Source organism: Rapidithrix thailandica, from assembly GCF_039710355.1.
Lineage (GTDB): Bacteria > Bacteroidota > Bacteroidia > Cytophagales > Flammeovirgaceae > Rapidithrix > Rapidithrix thailandica.
Genome location: NZ_JBDKWZ010000011.1, coordinates 162452 through 176094, shown reverse-complemented (window position 1 = coordinate 176094; position 13643 = coordinate 162452). Strand labels below are relative to the sequence as shown.

At 38.0% G+C, this 13643-nt stretch carries 13 protein-coding genes and 1 pseudogene; 11 read left to right on the top strand and 3 right to left on the bottom strand.

Going from position 1 to position 13643, the window contains the following annotated elements; genetic code table 11:
* Positions 1 to 441 precede the first annotated feature (441 nt).
* From arr to AAG747_RS18900, 10 genes and pseudogenes are all read left to right on the top strand, one after another.
* Complete coding sequence (gene arr, locus AAG747_RS18945) at positions 442 to 894, top strand: NAD(+)--rifampin ADP-ribosyltransferase (RefSeq protein WP_346822788.1); 453 nt, start codon at positions 442 to 444, stop codon at positions 892 to 894.
* Between the two features lie 163 nt (positions 895 to 1057).
* Entirely contained in the window at positions 1058 to 2458 is a 1401-nt protein-coding gene (locus AAG747_RS18940; protein ID WP_346822787.1) for an AraC family transcriptional regulator, read from the top strand.
* A gap of 217 nt (positions 2459 to 2675) precedes the next feature.
* The gene (locus AAG747_RS18935; RefSeq protein WP_346822786.1) at positions 2676 to 3320 is read left to right on the top strand and encodes a class I SAM-dependent methyltransferase; all 645 of its coding nucleotides are present in this window, start codon (positions 2676 to 2678) and stop codon (positions 3318 to 3320) included.
* 70 nt (positions 3321 to 3390) lie between these two features.
* Positions 3391 to 3573: a hypothetical protein gene (locus AAG747_RS18930; protein WP_346822785.1), complete on the top strand. Its 183-nt coding sequence runs from the start codon at positions 3391 to 3393 to the stop codon at positions 3571 to 3573.
* A gap of 79 nt (positions 3574 to 3652) precedes the next feature.
* Positions 3653 to 4195, top strand: coding sequence for an Imm19 family immunity protein (locus tag AAG747_RS18925; RefSeq protein ID WP_346822784.1), 543 nt, complete (start codon positions 3653 to 3655; stop codon positions 4193 to 4195).
* 184 nt (positions 4196 to 4379) lie between these two features.
* Positions 4380 to 5141 carry an MBL fold metallo-hydrolase gene (locus AAG747_RS18920; RefSeq protein ID WP_346822783.1) on the top strand — a complete coding sequence of 254 codons (762 nt, stop codon included), beginning with the start codon at positions 4380 to 4382 and terminating at the stop codon, positions 5139 to 5141.
* A 148-nt stretch (positions 5142 to 5289) separates the two neighbouring features.
* Complete coding sequence (locus tag AAG747_RS18915) at positions 5290 to 5490, top strand: winged helix-turn-helix transcriptional regulator (protein ID WP_346822782.1); 201 nt, start codon at positions 5290 to 5292, stop codon at positions 5488 to 5490.
* Between the two features lie 458 nt (positions 5491 to 5948).
* Positions 5949 to 6515, top strand: a complete 567-nt coding sequence (locus AAG747_RS18910) for a cysteine hydrolase family protein (protein ID WP_346822781.1) — start codon at positions 5949 to 5951, stop codon at positions 6513 to 6515.
* Positions 6516 to 7410: 895 nt separating this feature from the next.
* A complete protein-coding gene (locus AAG747_RS18905) occupies positions 7411 to 8445 on the top strand; it encodes an OmpA family protein (protein WP_346822780.1) in 1035 nt (344 codons plus the stop codon).
* Positions 8446 to 8661: 216 nt separating this feature from the next.
* Positions 8662 to 8928 (top strand): annotated as a pseudogene (locus AAG747_RS18900) (transposase); the annotation flags it as partial.
* 352 nt (positions 8929 to 9280) lie between these two features.
* Here the strand turns inward: AAG747_RS18900 and AAG747_RS18895 are convergent.
* The 3 genes from AAG747_RS18895 to AAG747_RS18885 all read right to left on the bottom strand — a co-directional run bounded on the left by AAG747_RS18895 (position 9281) and on the right by AAG747_RS18885 (position 11695).
* A complete protein-coding gene (locus AAG747_RS18895; protein ID WP_346822778.1) occupies positions 9281 to 9820 on the bottom strand; it encodes a hypothetical protein in 540 nt (179 codons plus the stop codon).
* 277 nt (positions 9821 to 10097) lie between these two features.
* On the bottom strand, positions 10098 to 10589 hold the full coding sequence (locus tag AAG747_RS18890) for a hypothetical protein (RefSeq protein WP_346822777.1): 492 nt from the start codon (positions 10587 to 10589) through the stop codon (positions 10098 to 10100).
* 8 nt (positions 10590 to 10597) lie between these two features.
* Positions 10598 to 11695, bottom strand: a complete 1098-nt coding sequence (locus AAG747_RS18885; protein WP_346822776.1) for an RHS repeat domain-containing protein — start codon at positions 11693 to 11695, stop codon at positions 10598 to 10600.
* A 444-nt stretch (positions 11696 to 12139) separates the two neighbouring features.
* Between AAG747_RS18885 and AAG747_RS18880 the strand changes: the two genes are divergently transcribed.
* Complete coding sequence (locus AAG747_RS18880; RefSeq protein WP_346822775.1) at positions 12140 to 13279, top strand: IS110 family RNA-guided transposase; 1140 nt, start codon at positions 12140 to 12142, stop codon at positions 13277 to 13279.
* The last annotated feature ends 364 nt before the right edge of the window (positions 13280 to 13643 follow it).

Sequence of the window (13643 nt, the reverse complement as noted above, 5' to 3'; positions counted from 1 at the left end):
TTAACACGGTTGAGTCCATCGTTTAAAACGGGCTCAATCCCTGGTTTTGGTTCAGAAATGAAACGTCTCTTTCCAATGCACCGGGAAGGCTTAGCATAATGGACAGGTGAAATTTGGGATGAGGCCCAAGACTTTTACAAATAAGTCGGTGGCTGACTACCGTTAAGCTAGCCCGGAAACTTATTGAGCGCATGCCCAACACCAGCCTGTAAATATTACGGCTACCCTCCTAAAAGTAGCGGCAGTCGCAGCAGCGGCTGCCGCCAATGATCCACAGTTGGTAAGAAAGTGGAAATATTCTGCAACAAGTTTTCTTAAAAAAATTAAGAAAAATACTAGATTAGAGGTAGAATATAGTCCGGATAAACGTCAGTAGTGGTGTTTATTCGATTGTTAGTGTCATTATAGCAAAACCCAATATGAACAGACAACAAAACGACAATGGATAAAAGCAAAGAAAAGAAGAACTCAAATGCACAAGGAGCAACTCCCTTTGCTCAAACTTATTTTCACGGGACTAAAGCCGACTTGAAAATTGGAGACCTAATTGAACCTGGTTTCAACTCAAACTACGGTCAGAGAAAAAATGCAAAATACATTTTCTTATCTGCGACATTGGACGCTGCAGTTTGGGGCGCAGAACTTGCCTTTGGCGAAGGACAAGAAAGAATTTACTTAGTAGAGCCTACTGGGCAGATTGAAGACGATCCTGATTTGACAGACAAAAAGTTTCCCGGTAACCCCTCAAAATCTTATCGTTCTACTGAACCATTTCGAGTTGTTGGAGAAGTTTCCAACTGGCAGGGACACCCAACAGAACAGGTTAAAACAATGAAAGAACACCTTAGAAAACTTAAAGAACAAGGAATCAATTCATTAAATGACGAAGAGTAAAAACGAACCCCCAACATTGTATAAGCGTAAGGCAGGCTAAAAGGTTAAAATTGAACATTTTTGCTCCTAAGTAATTTTGGGGTGGGCGGACAGGGAATTGCTCCGAAATCCCGCACTACACTTACACTGGACCGTTATATGGCATATAGAAAAACGAAATGTAATGAACAAAACAAAACGAGAGTATCTCAAACGAATCTATTTCGTCTTGGATTTTATTGAGAAAAATCTTGATGCCGACCTATCACTCGAATATTTATCCGAGAAAGTCCATTATTCGCCTTACCACTTCCATAGAGTATTTTCAACAGTAGTTAACGAAAGGTTAAACGAATTCATCTCTAGAAAAAGGATTGAACGAATTGCTTCAATTCTGTTAGTAGAACCAAATTCCGCTTTAAAAGATTTAGCGTACCAGTATGGTTTCAATAGTGACAACTCGTTTTCGAGAGCCTTTAAAAAGTACTACGGTGTTAGCCCAAGTGTATTTAAATCGGAAGGAAAAAAAATACTTAGCAAGATTGGTATAGAACCTTTTTCATCTGAAAAATACATTTGTTCCATTGATAATTTAAAACAATGGATTAAAATGAATGCACAAATAACGATACAAGAAATTTCAGAACTGAAGCTTGCCTGTATATCGCACATTGGAGAATTTGATAAAGCAGGTAATATGTTTCAAAGATTGATGGAATGGGGACACCAAAGAAACGTATTGGATACTTCAAATTTCAAAGCTTTTACTATTTATCACGACAACCCGAATGTTACTCAAACCTCAAAAGTGAGATTCAGCACCTGTGTGACAATTACAGAGAGAATCAATTCTGATGGAGAAATCAGAGAACATATTCTAAAGAAAAGCATTTATGCCATTGGACATTTTGAAATCAAAGCAGAAGAAATTTCAAAAGCCTGGAAAAGTATGTGTGTCTGGGTTGTAGAGAATGGGTATGAATTTAGAGATGGAGACTATTTTGAAATGTATCATAATGACCATAAAACTCATCCCGAGCAAAAATTCATTTTAGACATTTGTATTCCGCTTGAAAAAACAGATAAGATGAAACTTGGGAAAATAAGCACGGTGAATTTTTCAAATGAAAAGGAACAAAACAACCGATGTGAAAAGAGCTTAGATTATCATCAATTGATACAGTATATGAAAGAATTGAGGATGTTTTTTCATAAAGAATATGACTCACAATTTAAACTTGGAAGCGTTTACCAAGGCAACCCTGATTTTTCCTATTTTTCGCTAACAACGGAAGAGTTGAAAAAACAAAAACTCAAATTTGTTATCATTCTAAACCATAAAAATTTGTATTTTTCCATATGTTTATCGGGTCAAAACAAAGATACTCGTAAGAAGTACTGGAACATCTTTAAAGGTAGTGATTGGAACAAATATCATTTGGCAGAGTCAATTAATGACAGTTTATCAATTATTGACCAAACCATAGTAGAAAAACCTGATTTTAATAATAAAGGAAAACTAACTGAGCAGATTGAAAAGAATTCATTAAAATTCATAAACGAGATTAAGGACATACTCGAATAATAAAAAAACAACCACACAACAATGGTGATAAGCAATTGGGGTGAAAGTGATAAAAACGAAAGTACAAACATAAAAACAAAGGTCGGTGCTATGCTGAAAAGTTAAGGCATCCCCCCCAACTGCTCATAGTCGATACCGTTGCGGACAATTAAAAAACAACGGAAATCCAAGTACATAACACGTTAAACACCTTCGAAAAAAAAACAAATACCTAGCTATGTCAGAATTTTGGGAATCCGCTTTTAATAGTAATGATAGAATGTGGGGTGAGAAACCCACTGACAATGCACATACAGTGCTTGAATTGATGCAGAAAAACAACATTAAAAGTATATTAATTCCTGGGTTCGGATATGGAAGAAATGCAAAAGTGTTTTATGATAAAGGATTTGATGTAACTGGAATTGAAATATCGAAAACAGCCATAAAAAGAGCTAGAAAGCATTTTGGAAGCGAGGTAATAATACACTATGGTTCTGTTACCGAGATGCCTTTTGATAAAAACCAATATCAATCAATCTACTGCTACTCACTTATTCATTTATTGAATAAAGCGGACAGAAAAAAATTAATTGATGATTGTTATACACAATTAAAGCATACAGGAATTATGGTTTTTGTAGCATTATCCATAAACGATAAGCGATTTGGTGTGGGAGAAGAGTTAGAAAAGAACACCTTCCATTCGCCTCACGGACTTAACCTGTACTTTTATGATGAAAAGTCCATAATAGAAGAGTTTGGAGATTATAACATTATCGAAGCAAAAGAAATTAATGAACCTGAAGAAAATCCTAATGAAAAGCATTGGATGGTAGTTTGTAAGAAAAAACTACCCACAACTATACGCAATGCAGGCTGAAAGAATGACCGGAAGGCCGGAGCTTTTATTCCGACTAAGACTAACTTCAATGTTGGTGGACCACTTCGCAATGACATTTATAATCATGTTTATCGTAATGCCAGGATTTGCGGTAAGTATGTTTGATGCATTTAACCTCGACCATAACCCCAGTTCGTCCGGATTCGGTGGAATGTCATTGCTATTTGTCTCGGTGGACAAGTACACAGCTGTGAAATGCCCTACGGTTTCTACCCGAAACCGCTATCTTTAAGCTAGCGACAGTACCGCAGGACAACCGAAAATGAAACAAAGTATAAATTATTTTGACAAGGAATTAGAAAATAGAATATATGAACAACCAACTTTTGACAAAAAAGGACATTGAGTTTGATAATCTGAATTTTTGGCACTTTTACATTTCTTACTGTTTTAGGGGATTTGATGAGCAAAAAGAACTAAATATTGATGAGGCTATCCGCGAAGTAGTGGACATTGAAAAACATATTCCTTTTTTTAAAGATTGGTATGATGAGTTTTGCTCTGATGAGGTAGGAACAGTGGAAAACCCTAAAGTCATTGCTGGAAAATTGACGGAAGATATCAGTTTTGCAATAGAATTTCATTCTTCAGAAACAACTTTTTTTCTTAATTCTAAATATATCGGAAATCAGGGCGGACATTTCGAAGCATGGTTTTTAACCCTTAAAGAACTGATCTCTTTTGATAAGTATGAAAAGTTATTTTTGTTATTACTTCCAATGACTGGAGTTGAGGAAAATAAAAGAGAACTAGCCGAATCCCTGGTAAGTAAAAAGTTGAAATCAATATCTATGTTTGCCAAACAATCCGATTATATTGCCAATATGTATTGTGAATGGCTTAATGGTAGATAGACCTTTCTATATAATTCAAAACATTGGGGTTGTTAGTGATACCAATCATAGTGTGAGAAATATTATCAAATATCCCCGATATAAAGAGGATGTCATTGAACTCAATAAAGCACTTGCAACTTTTGCCGGAGACTAAAAGCCTATTTTGAATAGGGTAACAACCATTCTAAATAAAAGAAAAATTATGCCCGAAATACATCATTTGAACTGTGTTAAAATTGTTTCGCCAGTTAACGACAATGTTTGCGGACATTGCTTGTTGCTAAAAGAAAACGACAGACTTATCCTAATAGATACGGGAATTGGGCTTTTGGACACTCTAAACCCAACGGAAAGAATAGGACAGCAACTTATTGAAATTGTCGGTTACCGCTTTGACGAAAATCAAACCGCTGTGCGACAAATTGAAAATTTGGGACTTGACCCTAAAAAGGTAACTGATTGCATCATTTCACATTTGGACAACGACCATATTGGCGGACTCCCAGATTTTCCGCAAGCCACAGTTCACCTAGGCATTGAAGAGCTTGATAACTTTAATTCGGACAATCCAAGATATTTGAAACTTCCTTTGGCACATAATCCTACCATTAAAACTTACGCAAAGTCGGATTTAGAGTGGTTTGGCTTTGAAGCAAGGAAAGTTATTGTCGATATTGAAACCGAGATTTTTCTTGTTCCACTTTTTGGACATACTTTCGGACATTGCGGAGTCGCATTAAAAGCAGCTAACAAATGGTTGTTTTATGTTGCAGACGCCTATTATATGAAAATAGAACTTGCAGATGAACAGCATCCTGTAAACGAGTTGGCTAAAATGCGTGCAGACGACAACAATTTAAGAGTGGCCACCATTGGCAAAATTCGCAAGTTTGTGAAGGACCACCCGGAAATTGAAATTTTCGGATACCACGACATCGAAGAATTTAAATTTTACAAAAACTAAAAGGGCATGCGATCTATAAGTGTAATGCAGGCGAAAGTGATAAAAGCATAGGCTTCATAAGCCTACTAGCCTGACAATGAAATACATATAAGAAAAATGGAAGGCGGTAATTTTAATTCATTTAATCGAAAAAAAAAGGTATAACGAATTGCGAAAAGAGCTCCCGGTAGTAACTGAGCGAACCTTGAGCCTGCAACTAAAACAATTAGAAGAGGATGGTTTGATTTCGAGAACGGTGTATACTGACAAACCTCCTTTAAAAGTAGATTATGAATTGACAGAATTCGGAAAAACACTTATCCCATTACTAAAAGCATTGCCCAATGGGGAAAAGAAACTGCAGAGATGAATGATCAAATTCGTGTGTTGGCATCATCACAAAAAAAAACAGTGGCTAACAACAGAGAAAGAAACGGGTGAATTAAATTTTACCATTCTAATTTTTCAAGACGACTTCCTGAATGAATTCTTCACCGAAAAATTATTCACAATACCGCCTGCTCTATTTTTAGCAATGAAGAGGTTTACACGTATAGTTTTTGACCGAAGATGGAATCAAAACCGGCTCATCAAGGCACTTTTTGAAGAGAATAGCCAAAGCTATTGTTGAAAAAAGGAACACAGAGGAGGCATGTTTGAAACCTTTTTCAGGAAAAAGAAAAAGGTTAATTCACTTCAATATGATAACTCCATTCTTCCTCAACGCTTCTTAAGGAACAGATTTTGGCATTAAGTGTCAATATCGTTCGAATTATCATATAAAAGATCTAATATTGATTGGTAAATTGAAAAACACAACACTGCTACATGAAATTACGAGAAAAAAATCCAGCTTTATTGTTAATTGATGTACAAAAAGCATTTTTAGATGAGGAGTATTGGGGAGGCAACAGAAATAACAAAAATGCGGAAATAATTTGTGGTAAAATTTTGAATCAATGGAGAGAATTAAACCTTCCTATTTTTCATATCAGACATAGTTCGGATAATGTGAATTCCAAATTACATCAAACTAACCAAGGGTTTGCGTTTAATAAACACGTCAATCCAATTGAAAATGAGCCAATCATTACAAAAAACGTAAACAGTGCTTTTATTGGCACCGATTTAAAAAGACAGTTAGATGAGTTAAAAATTGAAACCTTGGTCATCGTTGGGATTACTACGAATCATTGTGTGTCTACAACCACTCGAATGGCAGGTAACCTTGGCTACGAAACTTATTTAATTGCTGACGCAACCGCAGCATTCGATCGAATAGGAATTAACGGAGAAAAATACGATTCTGAAACAATACACCTTACCACGCTTGCTAATTTAAATGAGGAATTTGCGACCGTATGGACTCATGAAAAATTAATGACTGAAATATAAGTAACGCGACACGATACTACGCACAGCCCATTACGAAAACTCCGGTTAGAGATTCAATCGTGATGGGCTTATTGTAGCCCGATATCCGAACCAAAAGCCCAGACACTCCCCCCTCACCTATCTAGCCAGATTTACCGATACATACGAGACTACACCGTTATCTTTTTTCATAGACTCTATACCACATAAATTTTCCATACCTCGAGGCATTATGGCAGCATCAGTAGGTCAACCAGAATTCCTACCACAATCACCGCTTCTTCGGTAAAATTGATAATACAGGGAGAGGGTCACTATAAAAAACAAGTAGTCTTTTGGATAATTTACCGATCCGGTTATCTATATTTAAAGCCGTATAACGGATGAAAAAATAATTGCTATTGTGGAAACAGCCATTGCGGATTAGGCGTATATAACATGAACCATTCCTATAATACACCAATACACTAGCAATATACATGAACATTCCAAGCCTAAATGAAAAATACCCTTGTGGTAACAAATACCCTGCTTCCATCGAATTGTTTAGATTACTGGAGAAGAATAGTGTGTTTTTCATTCCGGAAGTCCTATCCGAATTCCCCCACTTTGTTATTTTCAATATAACTTATACCCACTCAATGAATTATGCTGATATGTTTTGTAAAAATGATAATATATTTAATATTTCAAGCATATCTTTGAACAGATACATAAGTCCCCAAAAACAACGAAGGCAACAACTTATACAAATACCATCAAGAAAAGAATATATTTTTTGAAGTTAATTAAGAAAACAGTTAAGAACCTATTTGGACAAACGAAGGGATTTGACACTTTACCAGGCTACCCGTACACGTCTCCAAAGAGCCATACATGGCATATCACCAATCCATTAGTCTAAATCATAACAATTATGAAAAAAACATCCTTAAAATTACTGTTGATACTCATCAACATTACCCTTTTGTTCTCCTGCAACAGCGGAAAGCAACAAGAACAACAAGAGGAAAAACAAGAGGAAGTAAGCGAAACACCCTCTCAAGTTAATCCTAAAGAGGAACAACACGAAAAGAAAGCCACATCCTTTGACATCGGCACCCTTCCCGTATCAGATCGAGAATTAGGTCAGTTTCCATTCTTCTCGCTTCCGGAAGATATAGCAATATTGGACAAACCTATTGAAAGAAAATTTGACAAATTATACTTTCTGATTGATGGAGTTATGACACCCTTAGAGGGAAGGGTATGGAAGGCTGACCTAAGGGCCAAATCGGGCAATTATGAAGATTGGTCATTGGCTTATTTTGAGAAAAGCTACGATGAAGCCATAAAGGCACTAGGCGGTGTTAAAGTGTTTGATGGAAAAATGGCATACTATGATGAGTACGAACATTTCAAAGAACAAGCAACCTACATGGGTGAAAGCGGGTCGATTGGTTATATCGGAGAAAATATAAAGGTGTATATAATTCGAAAGGCAGATAATAGCAACGTTTATATTCAACTTAGCAGCGAAAGTACCGGGGGAAAAATCAATATTTTGCAACAAGAACAATTTATACAAACCATTACTTATTTGGAAGCCGATCAGATTCAAAAGGACTTAACAGAAAAAGGGAAAGCCGTTTTGTATATTACTTTCGATACGGATAAAGCTACTTTAAAACCGGAGGGCACTAAAGCTGTGGCTGAAATCATCAAAGTTTTACAAACGGACAATAGCTTGAAAATTGCCATCAACGGCTACACGGATAACACGGGGAATGAAGCGCATAACCTACAACTATCCCAACAAAGAGCCGAAACCGTAAAAAACGAAATTGTAAAAGCAGGAGTTGATACAGAGCGATTAACGGCCGACGGCTTTGGACCAAACAACCCGATTGCCGACAATACCTCCGAAGATGGAAAAGCGAAGAACAGAAGGGTTGAATTAGTAAAAATTTAAATGCACCATATAATAAACCTTATTACGAATGATTGATTAAGGGGTGTTTGGGAGTATCTCATAAACTGTGTAAGTCCGCATAACGGGAAAGGATAAACCTCGAAAATATCAGTGTGATTAGTTAGAATCGCACTGATATTTTGAGGAGCCCGCGGCAGGCGCTAAACCGGTCAGTGTGTGAATAATTACTTAACTTTAGACACATATTGATAGATAATGAAAAAAGAAGATCTTTTCAACGACGATTTCTTCAAGCAGTTCAAGAACGGCGATGAGCTGAGCCGCTTTTTAAACGAACTCCAAAAACGGGCTGTAGAAAAAATGCTCGAAGGCGAGCTGGACGCCCATATGGGTTACCGTAAAAATGAACAGTCGGAAAACCCCAATTCACGCAACGGGCACACTACCAAAAAGATAAAGAACACCTTTGGGGAGTCATATATCAAAGTTCCCAGAGACAGGGACGGCAGTTTTGAGCCAAGTAGCTCCGCCCGGCCATTTGTTTTCCGAAGGGCGGACGGCACATTGCCTATTTCAACTCTTCAAGGTTTAGAGAACCAAGCCTGTGTTAAAACTAAACAGCACTTCATTAAGAAACCTTGAAGAGTTTTTACGTTCGTACTAGCGGTGACCCAAAGCCAGCTCTCAAAGGGGATCTGGGGCTTTTTTGGCCAGCTAAATGCTCTAACAGAACGAAAAAGCAGTACAGAGAGGTCTCCATACCACTTTAACAAACCCAAAATATCTTCCATTTCCTCTGGAAAGAAGTACCCTAAAATTCGGGTAAACTCATGCTTTACTCCTTATATTCAATAGTCATTCAACAATTACATTATTAGTCATCCTCCCATTCAGGAGCACCTACATACCGACCGTCTTTTACAGAAATTCCTATAGCCTTAAATTTTCTTAAAACTTGAAAAATCTCTTCTTCTAAAACCTCCAAAGAGAAATAACAATACTTTGTCTTATGTTTACTCATATAATTATAACGCACTACAAGATATGGAGAACTTTTAGATTTTGCCGGAGAATAACGTACTGAAATATATTCGATATTCTCATGGACTATTTTCCGGTTATAGGGTCTGAATAAATAGATTTCTTCTATCTTATCCGGGTACAAATAAATATTAGAATAAGTAAAGCAAAGTGCTATATAGATTAATACCAAACCAATTACTATACTAATAGGCATTGACAAGTCAAGAGTCTCATATAAAAGACCATAAGTAATAAAACTTACAGGAATCAATACTATCATTAACCTACTCCCTTCATAACCAAACCTATACAACAAAACCTCTTTAAAAGTATCATTCATCCTATAAACAGTACTATACACAACTTGATCTTCATAAGATAACTCTATCAACCCTGCCTTTTAATATTACTTTACTACCTTCTCTTCCTATAAATTCATTGCCAATACGTAAAAACTCAGATACAGCATTAGGGCGGAGTAACTTAAATCTAACTTTGCATACTTCTCCTGGGAATACTATTTCATTTTCACCTAAAATGTATAGTTCTCCATCTGTATTTCCTTTTCCTTCACTAAAAACTAAATTAGGAAGACACCCAGAAACAAATACTCTTTTACTTTTTCCTCGAGTACTATTGCTTCAATCATTTGTTTATCTACATCTATTTTACCTAAGCCCCTTAATCCAAGGCCTAAGTATTCGATACAATAATATCAATGCTGTTATAATAATAAATGGAACAAACATTCTCCATCTATTGGCATTACATTTATTATAATCTTCTAATTTTAATAAGAAATTGTGATTTGTGGACAAGGCAAAAACATCAACGGTTCTTCTATGAACATCACTATGTTTTATGCTAATAATTATCTGTTTTCCCGGATTCAATTTTAAAACTTCCGCGGCCTTGCATGCATCAAATGAGCAGTCTATAAGATCATAATTCTTATCATCTTCTTGAATCCTAACCCTAATAAACTGGCTCGGCATATCACCGCCGGACTCTCCAAGAAATGGCTTTTCCCGGAGAGTACCTATTATTGTTTTTAACTCATTTTTCTCAAGAGGATTTTTTATATAATATCCATACAAACAACTTATCAAGGATATTAGTAGTAAACCTATTACAGTGCTATTTTTATTAATTATTTTCATTTTAGCTCTCAATTCTCCGGAGTTGTTTCAGATTTCCCCAAATGCTCTTCTAAAATATCTTTTACCATCTTTCGTATAGCTTTTTTCAATAAATCAGTACCCATCTTCTCATTCCAGGCTTCTGAATTTGGCCGTTTATATTTATCAAACAATGCATCAGCAGCCGTTCTAATCACAAACTCTACTGTTGTTCCTTTAATATTTTTGGTGTGATAACCTTTTTCTATTGTAAGATCAAGAGCTGATACTATTAAATTTTTCAGGTGTTTCTCCTTTATCAAGCCAGAAGCTGCAACGTTTGCCCAATCAATCTTTTCATAGTCTCCTCCTTTCATTATATATTGGTTCAAAGCATCCATTGACATTTTTGCCGCAATATCTTTACCTTTGGTAATAAACAACTGTTCAGAAGCTTTTACTACTGCGCCACTCTCAAGTAGTACCAACCCTCCAACAACAACCCCTGCAGACCCAATAGAATACACTGCAAAATTAGTTGCTTCTTCAGCATTTAGCCCAATACTATTTGGATTAAACTCTACCCAACTTTTGAGCCCATTATCATAATAGTAAAAATTTTCTGAAGACTTACCATACTTCTGAGCAACATACATTTTATGAGCATTTTGAAAGAATTTATCGTTACTATGAATACCTACAGTTTGATAAATCACTGTTTTTTCTATGTCCTTTCCATAAAGTGCAAGCTCTATCTTTGGATTATTATTCCAGAATAGTTGTGGTTTTACAGGCTCCAACCCATCTAAATCAATAAATGCAATTGGATTATTTCCAGTAAATTGATACGGAGTATAAAATGGATAGCCAGCAGCCAACGGATCCACGGACAAAAACTTCCCAATCTCCGGGTTGTACAGGCGGAAACCGTAATCCTGAATCAGGTGCTGGTTGCCGAAGTCCTTGTCGTTTTCCTTCCCGTTGAACCCATAGCGGTAGTTCTCATCCGAGTAGTTCCGACCGGCCATTTGTTTGCCAAAGGGCGGATGGACAGTCGCGGACAGCTTGTCGAAATAGTCCGAAGCACTTAACACTTCGGAGGCCCGGCGGTTGTCTTTGCATTTCACCAGGTCGGTGATAGTCGCCATTACATTGCCCGAGCTTTCACCCGAGCTTTCACCCGAGCTTTCACCCGAGCTTTCACCCGAGGTTCATCCGAAGCATCCCGTACATAGTGGGTCATTTTGGTGGTAGTGCCTACTTTCACCCCCTAGGCCACTTTGCCTAAACTAAAAAATTTCACTACCAAAGGAGCCCTTCACAACGAACTTTAAACAGACTCTAATTGCTTTGCAACTTTAGTGATGTTTGCAACATTTTGATACATTTTTTACTATAAAATAAAAAACTAATCATTATACTAATGTTGTAAACTATTAGGATGATACAACCAAACCACAATTTAGACTTTAATTCTAAAGGAACAGCACTATGAATCCATATAAAAACCCACATGATGAGCTTCATCACAAAGGGGGATGAAATTATTCGCCCCCCTTTTTCTTTACAAGCAAAAAGTATGTTGTAAAGGTATGAAAAGAAGTATAGATTATCCGCTACTTATAGAACGCGGATGTGGACTGGATGTTCACAAATCGACCATTGTGGCGACCGTCATCGGGATAGGGATTCCTCTGCAAACCCGCAGCTTTTCCTGTTTCACCAAGGACCTGATTGAACTACGGGACTGGCTCCTCTCGCTGGAAATAACCCATGTGGCCATGGAGAGTACCGGGGTGTACTGGAAACCGGTCTTCAATATTCTGGAAGCCTATTTTGAAGTCTTGTTGGTCAATGCCCGTTACATCAAGAACGTGCCCGGCAAGAAGACCGACAAGAAAGACAGCGAGTGGATAGCCCAACTGCTGGTAAGTGGATTGCTGGAGAACAGTTTTGTGCCACCCCGCCTGATTCGCAACCTGCGGGACCTGAGCCGGTACCGTAAGAAAATCAAGGGCCAGCAGTCTTCCGAGAAGAACCGTATCCACAAGCAACTACAGGATGCCAACATCAAACTTTCCAGTGTGATCAGCGACTTGTTTGGGGCCAGTGGACTCAAGATCCTTGAGGCCATGGTCCGGGGGGAAACCTGTCCGCAAACACTGGCCGCCTACGCCAGCAAACGCCTGAGAGCCAGCCGGCAGGAACTCATCGAGGCCCTTGATGGCTGTATCGAAGAACACCACCGCTTCATGCTCACTGTCCACCTGGAAAATATCCGTGACTACGAGCGCCTGTTGGAAAAAATCGACCAACGGATGGAGGATTTGTTGCAAGACTATCAGCCGGAATGCCAACTCTTGGAATCGATTCCCGGGATCTCCCACCCCACAGCCAAAGCCCTGCTTGCCGAAATCGGCCCGGACATGTCGGTCTTTCCCGATCAGCACCACCTGTCCTCCTGGGCGGGGGTATGCCCCGGCAACCATATGAGTGCCGGTAAAAATTACCACAGTCGGGCTCGACCGGGCAACAAAGCCCTCAAAACCACTCTGATGGAAGCGGCCTGGGCAGCCACGGCTACCAAAGACTCTTGGTTCAGAACAAAGTATTACAAGATGAGCCCTCGGATGGGTGCCAAAAAAGCACTTTTTGCCATAGCCCATAAACTGTTGATAGTCGCCTATAAAGTTTTGCAAACCGGTAAACCCTATCAGCCTATGCAAATATAAGCCTACAAGAGAGGAATGGTCGATCGTTTTACTGACCGAAAGAAGCTGACATAAAAACTGATCTATGCGGTATGCACAAAGGAATGTTGCCCAAAGAGCACGTAGAAAAAATTATAAGGTAAACTTACCGCAGACTCTCTTACTTCGTGGAACTCTAAAACAACAGTAGTAGCCTTACTGAGAAAAATCCTATGCGACTCCCTGAAAAAAGCCGCCTAAAACCCTGACTCTATTTCAGAAAAAAAACCCACATGATGAGCTTCATCACAAAGGGGGATGAAATTATTCGCCCCCCTTTTTCTTTACAAGCAAAAAGTATGTTGTAAAGGTATGAAAAGAAGTATAGATTATCCGCTACTTATAG

Bases quoted from the DNA above. Each gene is read 5' to 3' on its own strand.
- AAG747_RS18925 (WP_346822784.1), top strand. From the start codon at position 3,653: ATGAACAACCAACTTTTGACAAAAAAGGACATTGAGTTTGATAATCTG.
- AAG747_RS18935 (WP_346822786.1), top strand. From the start codon at position 2,676: ATGTCAGAATTTTGGGAATCCGCTTTTAATAGTAATGATAGAATGTGG.
- arr (WP_346822788.1), top strand. From the start codon at position 442: ATGGATAAAAGCAAAGAAAAGAAGAACTCAAATGCACAAGGAGCAACT.
- AAG747_RS18940 (WP_346822787.1), top strand. From the start codon at position 1,058: ATGAACAAAACAAAACGAGAGTATCTCAAACGAATCTATTTCGTCTTG.
- AAG747_RS18890 (WP_346822777.1), bottom strand. From the start codon at position 10,589: ATGAAAATAATTAATAAAAATAGCACTGTAATAGGTTTACTACTAATA.
- AAG747_RS18910 (WP_346822781.1), top strand. From the start codon at position 5,949: ATGAAATTACGAGAAAAAAATCCAGCTTTATTGTTAATTGATGTACAA.
- AAG747_RS18905 (WP_346822780.1), top strand. From the start codon at position 7,411: ATGAAAAAAACATCCTTAAAATTACTGTTGATACTCATCAACATTACC.
- AAG747_RS18930 (WP_346822785.1), top strand. From the start codon at position 3,391: ATGACATTTATAATCATGTTTATCGTAATGCCAGGATTTGCGGTAAGT.
- AAG747_RS18885 (WP_346822776.1), bottom strand. From the start codon at position 11,695: ATGGCGACTATCACCGACCTGGTGAAATGCAAAGACAACCGCCGGGCC.
- AAG747_RS18920 (WP_346822783.1), top strand. From the start codon at position 4,380: ATGCCCGAAATACATCATTTGAACTGTGTTAAAATTGTTTCGCCAGTT.
- AAG747_RS18880 (WP_346822775.1), top strand. From the start codon at position 12,140: ATGAAAAGAAGTATAGATTATCCGCTACTTATAGAACGCGGATGTGGA.